The following is a 9,542-nucleotide window of genomic DNA, read 5'->3' as shown; positions in this document are numbered from 1 at the left end:
GGGTGGACGGCGCCGCGCACCCCGAGCGCCGCGAGGTGCTCCACCGTGATGGCCGCGCGCTCGGCGGAGCCGTCCTGCAGTCGGTGGTCGACAACGGCGGCGCACACTCCGTCCGGCCCCCGGACGGCAGCGGCCGCGGCGGCCAGCGCGAGCGAGTCCGCGCCGCCGGAGCAGGCCACCAGCACCGGGGCGGCCCGGACGGCGGCGGGCAGCGCCGCCAAGGCGGTCCGCACGGCCCGTCGCACCTCACCGACCGCCGGCCCGGTCACAGCGCGGCCACCACGATCGCCGAACCAGGGACAGCCGGACCAGGGACATGAGCGTCCTGTGCGCAGCTCATGTCCCGATCCCGGCGATCACCGCATCGGCCACGCGTCCACCGTGGCACGCCGCCCGGACGAGCGGGAACCCGGCCGTCGAGAGCCACACCCGCCGTGAGGACTCGGGGCCTCGTCGTGCCGACTCGCGGCTCGGGTCAGGGGTTGACGCGGCGGAGCCAGGAGCCGGGGTCGGCCAGCTCGGCTCGGGTGGGGAGGGTGTCGGGGCCGGCCCACACCCTGTTGAAGCCCTCCATGCCCACGGCGAGCACCACGTGGTCGGTGAAGGCCGAGCCCACCGCGTACTGCTTGACCTTCGCCTCGACCCCGAGCAGGGCGCGCAGCAGGCGGTCGACCAGGCCGCCGCCGCGGCGACGCATCGTGAAACGGTCGCGGATCGTCGTGACGCTCGGCACGATGCCGGGGCCGACGGCGTCCATGACGTGGTCGGCGTGGCCCTCCAGCAGGGTGGTCATGGCCAGCAGCCTGTCGAGGACCGCGCGCTGCTCGGGCCCCTGCAGCAGCTCGACGACGGCGAGCGAGTCGCCCTTCGACTCCTTCAGCGTGCGCACGAGCTCGGGCAGCCGCTCGAACGTGAGCGAGACCCTGTCGGCCCCGCCCACCGACAGCAGCTTGCCGACCTCCTCGGCGAAGAAATCGCGCAGCCACGGCACGGCGGTGAACTGCAGGCGGTGGGTGGCCTCGTGCAGGCAGACCCAGAGCCCGAAGTCCTCGGACGAGACGCCCAGCGTCTGCTGGGCCGCGTACACGTTGGGGGCCACGAGCAGCAGCCTGCCCTCGCCGTCCGGGCCGCCGAAGGGGTCGTACTGGCCCAGGACGCGCCCGCCCAGGTACGCGACGACCCCGCCGAGCTGCAGGCCCGCCGTGCGGCACGTGACCGCCCGCGCGGCGCGCCCCACCTCGGGCAGCCGGGCGTCGGCCGTCAGCGCGGCCATACCGGCGAGCGCGGCGGCCGACCAGTCGGGCCGGTCCACCACGTCCGCGGGCAGCAGCGGCAGCCCCTGCCCCAGGCCCGTGACGTCGCGCACGTGGCGCTCGGCGACGGCGGCGTCCGACCGCAGCCTGCCGACCAGCTCGACGGCCTCCTCGCGGCCCACCTCGGGCCCGGACCCGACCAGACGCGCGGCCGTGCGGCGGGCGAGGTCCCAGTCGACGGGCAGGCCCCGGGTACCGGGGCCGGTGGTGGACGCCGGGGCGTCGATCGATGGCGGCACGCCCTCCACGCTACGCACCGCATCCCGCTCGCGCCCCACACACCGATCGGACGGGCCCGGCCGGATCGAGCCGGACCAGCGATCAGCCGCAGCCGCAGCCGCTCAGCTTCGCGGCCATGTCGTCGAGCCGGGGCCGGCTGGCGGCGGGGGACGGGCCGTTGGACATGAAGGCGAACACCAGCAGCCGCCCTGCGGCGTCGGTGACCACGCCGGCGAGGCTGCTGACGGCCGTCAGCGTGCCGGTCTTGGCGCGGACCACGCCCCGGCCCGCGGCCGAGTCGGTGTCGGGGGCGAAGCGGTCGCCGAGCGTGCCGTCGCCGCCCGCGACCGGCAGCCCGGACACGATCGGGCGGAGGAACTCGCTGTCGTCCGGCCCCTGGCTGGGGGCGGCGGCCGCGTTGAGGATGGCGCCGAGCAGCTTTGCGGGCACCCGGTCTTCGGTCGAGAGCCCGCTGCCGTCCTTCATCACCGCACCGGTGGGGTCGAAGCCCGCGGCCGAGAGCGCGGCCATCGTCTGGGTGACCGAGCCGGTGAAGCTCGGATCGCCGCCCCGGGCGATGGCCGTCTCGCGCGCGAGCACCTCGGCGGTGACGTTGTCGGAGATCTGGAGGAGGTTCTCGACGAGGTCGCTGATGGGCGCCGAGGACACCGAACCCAGAACCTTCGCGTCCGTGTCCGTCTTCACCTGCGTGATGCCGCCCGGGTCGACGCCCAGCATCTTCGCGAAGGCCTGGCCGGCCACCAGCGCGGGCTGCTCCTCGCGCGGGCCGTCGAGCGCAGTGGGGTCGATCCGGCCGCCGTCGAGCATGAGCGGCTCGATCGGGGTGATGTCACCACCGGCGATGTCGGCAGGGTCCCAGCCGTCGGCCAGCGCCGGTCCCGTGTAGCGGCTGGTGTCGATGAGCACCTTCGTGATGGGCACGGCCCCCATCGCCTGCTTGACCTGCTCGGCGAGCGACGTCAGCCGGGCCGGGTCGGGGTAGACGCCCGTCTTGCCGTCGGGCAGGGCGGTGAGGGTGGGGTCGCCCCCGCCGACCAGCACCACCGTGCCGGGCTCGGTGCCCGCCACCGCGCGCGTGACGAGCGTGCCGGTGGGGTTGAGCGTGAGCAGGGCCGCGGCGGTGGTCAGCAGCTTGCCGGTGGAGCCCGGTGCGAGCGCGGTGGCGGCGGTGCGCTGCCAGAGGACCTTGCCGGAGTCGGGGTCCAGCACGATGCCGGTGAAGCGGCCCGGCATGGCGTCGGCCATCGGGTCGAGGACGGCGGTGAGACCGGCCGCCGTGGGGGCGGGCGCGGTGGCCGGGAGCGGGCCGAGCACCCGGGCCGGCATCGGCGGGAGCGCGGCCACGGTGGCCCCGGGGCGCACCTGGGCGAGCAGGACGGGGGCGGTCAGGGCCACCGCACCGCCCGTGGCACCGGCCAGGACGAGCACGACGACCACGACGACGGCACGTCGCAGACCGCGGCCAGGCACACGCAGCGTGTCACCGATCCGTCGGCCGAAGCCCAACCCCAACACCTCCGACTCGCCCGGCGCCGAGGCCGGGCATGCGGTGTACGAGACTATCGGCAGGCGCCGACCCGGTCGCACGACCGGTCCGGCTCACCAGGACGATCGAGAAGACGAACTACCAGGACGACACCGACCAGCAGGAGAGCGCGACAGTGGACTTCGACGTCACCATCGAGATCCCCAAGGGCGGCCGCAACAAGTACGAGGTGGACCACGAGTCCGGCCGTATCCGGCTCGACCGGACGTTGTTCACCGCCACCCAGTACCCGGCCGACTACGGATTCATCGACGACACGCTCGGCGAGGACGGGGACCCGCTCGACGCCCTCGTACTGGTGCAGGAGCCGACCTTCCCCGGCTGCCTCATCCGGTCCCGCGCGATCGGGATGTTCCGGATGAAGGACGAGAAGGGCGGCGACGACAAGGTCCTCTGCGTGCCCAGCGACGACCCCCGCCAGGAGCACCTGCGTGACATCCACCACCTGGCCGAGTTCGACCGGGCGGAGATCCAGCACTTCTTCGAGATCTACAAGACCCTCGAGCCGGGCAAGAGCGTGGAGGGCGCCACGTGGGTCGGCCGCGCCGACGCGGAGCGGGAGATCAGGGCGAGCCGGCAGCGCGCGAAGGACGCGGGCCACATCGCCCACTGATCACGGGAGGTCCCGGCTCAGGCCCCGCCGCCCGGCGGGGCCGCCGGGACACCCGCGGTGGACTTGAACGCCTCGAAGTCGCTGGTGAAGCGGCCCAGCAGCTCGCACAGGGCCAGCCGGTCGTCCTCGGACCAGTGCGCGAGCATCCGGGCGATCGCCTCGTTGCGGAGCTTGCGGTTCTGCTCGAACACCCGCCTGCCCTCGTCGGTGGCGGCGAGCAGCGTGGCGCGGCCGTCCTCGGGGTCGGCCGTGCGCTCGACGTAGCCGAGCTTGACGAGGTGACCGACCTGACGGCTGATCGTCGACGGGTCGGAGTGCACGGCCTCGGCCAGCGCCCCCGCCCGTCGCGGACCGTCCTTCACCAGGTGCACCAGCAGGTGGTAGGTGGCCCGCTCGACGGCGTCGGGGTGCTCGGTCTGGTACTGCGCCTGCCCCCGCTCGATGAGGCGGAGGAGACGGATGAGCTGGGTGCCCACCGCGTCGGCGATCTCGCCCTCGTCCTGGGGTGGCACGGAGGAACTCCCTGTGGATCTGTCCGATTTACATGTGACATGCAACAAGTTGCTAGGCGCAAGCATGTCCCGTCCGGAGGCCGAGGGCAACTTCCGTGCACTGTGACGTCCGCCCACGCCGGGCCGACGGCGTCAGGACACGCGCTCGAACACCGCCGCGAGGCCCTGGCCGCCGCCGATGCACATCGTCTCGAGGCCGTAGCGCACCTGGCGACGGTCCATCTCGCGCGTCAGCGTGGCGAGGATGCGCCCGCCCGTGGCACCCACCGGGTGTCCCAGCGAGATGCCCGACCCGTTGACGTTGAGGCGATCGAAGTCCTCGGGTGTGAGCTTCCACTCCCGCGTGCACGCCAGCACCTGCGAGGCGAAGGCCTCGTTCAGCTCGATCAGGTCGATGTCCGACAGCGACAGCGCCGCCATCTCGAGCACCTTCGCCACGGCGGGCACGGGACCGGTGCCCATGGTCTTGGGCGGCACGCCGGCCACACCCCACGAGACCAGCCGCACCAGCGGGCGCAGGCCCAGCTCCTCGGCCTTCGCCGGGTGGGTGACCACGCAAATCGACGCGCCGTCGTTCTGGCCGCTGGCGTTGCCGGCCGTGACCGTGGCGTCGGGGTCGTCCCTGCCCATGATCGGGCGCAGCTTGGACAGCTTCTCCACGGACGAGTCGGCACGGATGTGCTCGTCGGCGTCGACGACGGTGTCGCCCTTCCGCCCCTTCACCGTGACCGGGACGATCTCGTCGGCGAAGCGCCCAGCGTCGCGCGCCGCCGCGGCCCGCTGGTGGCTGCGCACCGCGTACTCGTCCTGCTCCTCGCGCGGGATGAGGTAGTCGCGGCGCACGTTCTCGGCGGTCTCGATCATGCCGCCGGGCACCGGGAAGTTGACGCCGCCCGCGGTGACGCGGCCGCGAGCCAGGGCGTCGTGCAGCATCACGCCCGGCCCGGCCTTGGCCCCCCAGCGCATCGACGTCGAGTAGAACGGCGCGTTCGACATCGACTCCGCGCCGCCGGCCAGCACCACGTCGGACGCGCCCGACTGCACCTGCATCGCCGCGTACAGCACGGCCTGCAGCCCCGACCCGCACCGCCGGTCGATCTGCAGGCCGGTGGCCGTGACGGGCAGGCCCGCGTCGAGCGCGGCGACCCGACCGATCGCGGGCGCGTCCATCGTCGGGTAGCAGTTGCCGAGCAGGACGTCGTCGACCACGTCGGGGGCGATGCCGGTGCGCGCGAGCAGGCCGCGGATCACCGTGGCGGCCAGCTCGTGCGCGGGGACGTCGCGCAGGGAACCGCCGAAGCCACCGACGGGGGTCCGCAGCGGCTCGCAGATGACGGCGTCACGCATCGGGGGATCTCCTTCAGACGTACTGGCGGGTGAGCCACTCGGCGACGAGTGCCGGACGCTCGGAGCCCTCGATCTCCACCGTGATCTTGGTGGTGAGCTGGACCCCGCCCGTCACATCGGCGACGTCGACGAGCTCGACGTTGCCACGGACCTTGCTGCCCACGGGCAGCGGCGAGGTGAACCTCACCTTGTTGAGCCCGTAGTTGATGCCCATCTTCACGCCGTCGACGCGGTAGACGTCCTTGACCAGCGCGGGCAGCAGCGACAGCGTCAGGAACCCGTGGGCGATGGTGGTGCCGAACGGCCCGTCCTTCGCCTTCTCCGGGTCGACGTGGATCCACTGGTGGTCGTCCGTGGCGTCGGCGAACGTGTCGATCTGGCCCTGCTCGACGGTGTGCCACTGGCTGGACCCGAGCTGGGTGCCGACGGCAGCCCGCAGGTCGTCCACTCCGTTGAAGACGCGCATCCTCGCCACTCCCTGATCATCTCCGGGGCGGTCACCTCGCCGGCCCGTTACGTCACCCTGCCACACCGCGATCGCCGTTCCGCGCTGCTCCGGACGGACGCCGGTCGTATCGTGCGCGGCGACAGGCGATCGGGGGCGGTGCCATGATGACCGCAGTACCGGGGACTCCGGCGGGGACGGGCCCGCCGGGAGCGCCCGAGCCCGCACGCCCGGCCGACCCGGCCCGGCACGAGGCCATGCTGCACACCTCGCCCGCCGACCTGGCCGCGCAGCTCACCCCGCGCGTCCAAGCGGCCCTGGGCGCCGGGAACGTGGTGGTCGCGGTGCTCGCGAAGGAGCACGAGGCGGCGCTGCGCGAGTCGCTCGGGGCGGCAGCGGACGGCGTCGAGTTCGGCGATCCCGAGCAGGTGCACCGCGTGCCGGCGTTCACGGTGGCGGTGCGGTTCGCCCGCGCCTGCCGGCGCAGCGGACGGGCGGACGGGGCGCTGGTGATCGGCCAGCACCTACCGGGCCTGCCGGGCCGCGGACCGGAGCACTGGGCGCGGCTGGACATCGCGCTGAACGTCGCGATCGCGGGGCTGCCGATCACCGTGCTGTGCCCCTACGCCGCCGACGACCCGGACCTCCGCCGCGCCCGCACCACCCACCCCGTGCTCACCGCGGCGGAGGGGTCGGCCGTCAGCGCCGAGTACCGGCCGCCGCAGGACTCGTTGATCGACTACCCGCCGCCGCCAGCGCCCGGCCTCGGCACGCCCGTCTCCGAGCTGTCGTTCGGTGCAGCCGAGCTGGTGGCGCTGCGGCACCTCGTCGGCGAGGTCGCGGCGGCGGCCGGGCTCGCCCCCGACCGGGCCGCCGACCTCGTGCTCGCGGTCAACGAGCTGGCGTCCAACAGCGTCGAGCACGGGCCCGGATCGGGCGTGCTGCGGATCTGGACGGACCCCGAGGAGGAGGCCGGCACCGCGCTCGTGGCCGAGGTGGCCGACCACGGCGGCGGCCTCATGGACATGCCCTTCCCCGGCCTCGCCCTGCCCCCGCCCGACGGGACTCGGGGGCGCGGGCTGTGGCTCGCCTCGGAGTTGTGCGACGTGCTGCAGGTGTGGAGCGACGCGGACGCCACGGTGGTCCGCGTGCACGTCAGCCGGTGAGCTCGAGCACCAGCTTGCCTGTGTTCTCGCCGCGGAAGAGCCTGAGCAGCGTGTCGGGGAAGTCGGCGACCGTGCCCGGCACCACGTCCTCGCGGCTCTGCAGCTTGCCCTCCCGCAGCCAGCCGGCCATCTCCGCGGCCGCCTCCGGGAAGCGGTCCACGTAGTCGAAGACGAGGAAGCCCTCCGTGCGCGCCCGGTTGACCAGCAGGCTCATGTAGTTGGACGGTCCCGGCTGCGGTCCGGTGGCGTTGTAGGTGCTGATCGCCCCGCAGATCGGCACCCGGGCTCCGTGGCGCAGCCGGGTCAGCGCGATGTCGAGGATCTCGCCGCCGACGTTGTCGAAGTACACGTCGACGCCGTCGGGGGCGGCGGCGCGCAGCGCCTTCTTGACGTCGTCGGACCTGTAGTCGACCGCGACGTCGAAACCGAGCTCCTCGACGAGCCAGGCGCACTTCTCCGGGCCGCCCGCGATGCCGACCACGCGGCAGCCCTTGATCTTCGCGAGCTGCCCGACGACGCTGCCGACCGCGCCGGCGGCGGCCGACACGACGACGGTCTCGCCCTCCTTCAGCGCGCCGACGTCGAAGAGCCCGAAGTAGGCGGTCATGCCGGTCATCCCGAGCAGCGCGAGGTAGGTGGGCATCGGGACGGCGGACGGGTCCACCTTCTGCACGCCCGCACCGTCGGAGACGGCGTACTCCTGCGCGCCGAACGTGCCGGTGACGTGGTCGCCGACCGCGAACCCGGGGTGCGCGGACACGATCACCTCGCCCGCGGCGAACGCGCGCATGACGGCACCGATCTCCACCGGCGGCACGTAGCTGCGGCCGGCGTTCATCCAGCCGCGCATGGCGGGATCGAGCGAGATGTGGCTGATGCGGACGATGAACTGCCCGTCGGCGGGGTCGGCGACGGGCTCGGTGGTGTGCTCCCAGGCCTCGGGGCCGGGGAGGCCGACGGGGCGGGCGGCGAGGCGGACCTGGTGGTTGACGAGGTCGCTGACGGAGCTCATGGCGCATGCCTACCCGACGCCGGCCTCGACGTGGACGCGCGGGTCGCGCACGATGTCGCCATGGACGCCGTCGCGCGGTTCACCGAGCTGGTCGGGGCCCCCGACCCGCCGCTCGACCGCGCCGCGCTCGCGCTGGCCGCCGGGCCCGCGGCCTCCGCCGTCGCGGCCCGCCGCGACATCGACAAGGGCCTCGCCGAGCTCGACCGTCTCGCCTCGGGGGTGAGCTCGCTGGACGGACTCGTGCACCGCCTGTTCGTGGAGGAGGCGTTCGCGGGCAACGGCAAGGACTACTACGACCCCCGCAACTCCCTGCTCCCGCACGTGCTGCGCCGCAGGCTGGGCATCCCCATCACGCTCGCGGTCGTGACGATCGAGGTGGGCAGACGCGCCGGCATCGCGCTGGAGGGTGTGGGCATGCCCGGGCACTTCCTCGTGCGTGCCGTGGGGACCCACGTCCACCTGGACGTGTTCGCGGGCGGCGCGGTCATCGGTCCCGCCGAGTGCGAGGCGAAGTTCCGGGCCTCGTCGGGCGCGGGGCTCGAGGTGCCGTTCGGCCCGCACCTGCTCACGCCCACCCCGACCCGCGCGATCCTCGTCAGGATGCTGGAGAACCTGCGCAGCATCTACCGCTCGCGGCGCAGGCCCCGCGACCTGGAGTGGGTGCTGCGGATGCGGCTGGCCCTGCCGGGCGCCGGCCTGCCGGAGCGACTCGAGCTGGCCGAGGCCCTCGGCGACCAGGCCCGCTGGGTGGACGGCGCCACGCTGCTGGAGCGCTACGCGCGGGGGGCGTCGGCGGCGCAGGCCGAGAAGCTGACGAACGCCGCCCGCAGCCTGCGTGCCCACCTCAACTGACTAGAGGGGCCGCAGGCCCCAGCTGCCCGACCACTCCTCGCCCGGCGCGACCGTCAGCAGCCCGGTGCCGGAGTTCAGGGCGTCGGGCGGGCACGTCATCGGCTCGACGGCCACGGCGCGACCGCGGCCCGGGTGGTCGTCGGGGGTGAAGACCTGCACCCAGCCGAAGTCGGGATCAGCCCACAGCTCGACGCCGCCACCGGCGCCCTCGAGGCGGTGCCGCACGAGCGTGTCGCCGTCGACGGGGGTGCAGGCGCCGAACGCGTGGTCGAGCTCCATGCCCGCCAGCCTGCGTCCCCCGCACAGGTCCAGCTCCCCGCTGACGGGCACCGCGGAGCCGGTGGGCAGGCCGCCCTCCAGCGGCAGGCTCGACGCGGCGGCGAGGGTCAGCACGCAGTCGTCGGTGGGCGTGTCGCCCGCGCGCAGGTACGGGTGCGCGCCGACCCCGAACGGCACCGCCGCCGTGCCGACGTTGCGGACGGTGTGGGTGACGGTC

Annotated in this window: 10 protein-coding genes and 1 pseudogene; 3 read left to right on the top strand and 8 right to left on the bottom strand. The window is 74.0% G+C overall.

Annotated features, from left to right (window positions below):
* The 3 genes from JWR81_RS09060 to dacB all read right to left on the bottom strand — a co-directional run.
* On the bottom strand, positions 1 to 269 hold a 269-nt coding region (locus tag JWR81_RS09060), incomplete at its 3' end, for an ATP-binding protein (protein WP_297649398.1).
* A 206-nt stretch (positions 270 to 475) separates the two neighbouring features.
* Positions 476 to 1,552, bottom strand: a complete 1,077-nt coding sequence (locus tag JWR81_RS09055; protein WP_297649395.1) for a zinc-dependent metalloprotease — start codon at positions 1,550 to 1,552, stop codon at positions 476 to 478.
* An 82-nt stretch (positions 1,553 to 1,634) separates the two neighbouring features.
* Complete coding sequence (gene dacB, locus JWR81_RS09050) at positions 1,635 to 3,059, bottom strand: D-alanyl-D-alanine carboxypeptidase/D-alanyl-D-alanine-endopeptidase (protein WP_297649393.1); 1,425 nt, start codon at positions 3,057 to 3,059, stop codon at positions 1,635 to 1,637.
* Between the two features lie 155 nt (positions 3,060 to 3,214).
* On the opposite strand from dacB, the gene JWR81_RS09045 reads away from it, so the two are divergent.
* Positions 3,215 to 3,712 (top strand): inorganic diphosphatase, encoded by a 498-nt coding sequence (locus JWR81_RS09045; protein WP_297649400.1) that lies wholly within the window; start codon positions 3,215 to 3,217, stop codon positions 3,710 to 3,712.
* Positions 3,713 to 3,729: 17 nt separating this feature from the next.
* On the opposite strand, the gene JWR81_RS09040 is transcribed toward JWR81_RS09045, so the two are convergent.
* The 3 genes from JWR81_RS09040 to JWR81_RS09030 form a co-directional block, all read right to left on the bottom strand.
* The gene (locus JWR81_RS09040; protein ID WP_297649391.1) at positions 3,730 to 4,224 is read right to left on the bottom strand and encodes a MarR family transcriptional regulator; all 495 of its coding nucleotides are present in this window, start codon (positions 4,222 to 4,224) and stop codon (positions 3,730 to 3,732) included.
* Between the two features lie 132 nt (positions 4,225 to 4,356).
* Positions 4,357 to 5,571, bottom strand: coding sequence for an acetyl-CoA C-acetyltransferase (locus JWR81_RS09035; RefSeq protein WP_297649389.1), 1,215 nt, complete (start codon positions 5,569 to 5,571; stop codon positions 4,357 to 4,359).
* Between the two features lie 13 nt (positions 5,572 to 5,584).
* A complete protein-coding gene (locus JWR81_RS09030) occupies positions 5,585 to 6,037 on the bottom strand; it encodes a MaoC family dehydratase (protein WP_297649386.1) in 453 nt (150 codons plus the stop codon).
* A gap of 146 nt (positions 6,038 to 6,183) precedes the next feature.
* On the opposite strand from JWR81_RS09030, the gene JWR81_RS09025 reads away from it, so the two are divergent.
* A complete protein-coding gene (locus JWR81_RS09025) occupies positions 6,184 to 7,182 on the top strand; it encodes an ATP-binding protein (RefSeq protein WP_297649384.1) in 999 nt (332 codons plus the stop codon).
* On the opposite strand, the gene JWR81_RS09020 is transcribed toward JWR81_RS09025, so the two are convergent.
* On the bottom strand, positions 7,172 to 8,194 hold the full coding sequence (locus JWR81_RS09020) for an NADP-dependent oxidoreductase (RefSeq protein ID WP_297649382.1): 1,023 nt from the start codon (positions 8,192 to 8,194) through the stop codon (positions 7,172 to 7,174). The two genes, JWR81_RS09025 and JWR81_RS09020, sit on opposite strands and share 11 nt — an antisense overlap.
* Before the next feature lie 60 nt (positions 8,195 to 8,254).
* Between JWR81_RS09020 and JWR81_RS09015 the strand changes: the two genes are divergently transcribed.
* Complete coding sequence (locus JWR81_RS09015; protein WP_297649380.1) at positions 8,255 to 9,046, top strand: transglutaminase-like domain-containing protein; 792 nt, start codon at positions 8,255 to 8,257, stop codon at positions 9,044 to 9,046.
* Here JWR81_RS09015 and JWR81_RS09010 read toward each other — a convergent pair.
* Positions 9,047 to 9,542, bottom strand: a pseudogene (locus JWR81_RS09010) (aldose epimerase); the annotation flags it as partial.

The sequence above is a fragment of the Pseudonocardia sp. genome (assembly GCF_025965585.1).
In the GTDB taxonomy this organism is placed as follows: domain Bacteria; phylum Actinomycetota; class Actinomycetes; order Mycobacteriales; family Pseudonocardiaceae; genus Pseudonocardia.
Note: the sequence above shows the minus strand (reverse complement) of the source record. Positions and strands in the feature narration are given on the sequence as shown.

What these genes read in the sequence shown, in the direction of transcription:
- JWR81_RS09035 (WP_297649389.1), bottom strand. Translation starts at nt 5,571, where the DNA reads ATGCGTGACGCCGTCATCTGCGAGCCGCTGCGGACCCCCGTCGGTGGC.
- JWR81_RS09030 (WP_297649386.1), bottom strand. Translation starts at nt 6,037, where the DNA reads ATGCGCGTCTTCAACGGAGTGGACGACCTGCGGGCTGCCGTCGGCACC.
- JWR81_RS09025 (WP_297649384.1), top strand. Translation starts at nt 6,184, where the DNA reads ATGACCGCAGTACCGGGGACTCCGGCGGGGACGGGCCCGCCGGGAGCG.
- JWR81_RS09020 (WP_297649382.1), bottom strand. Translation starts at nt 8,194, where the DNA reads ATGAGCTCCGTCAGCGACCTCGTCAACCACCAGGTCCGCCTCGCCGCC.
- JWR81_RS09015 (WP_297649380.1), top strand. Translation starts at nt 8,255, where the DNA reads ATGGACGCCGTCGCGCGGTTCACCGAGCTGGTCGGGGCCCCCGACCCG.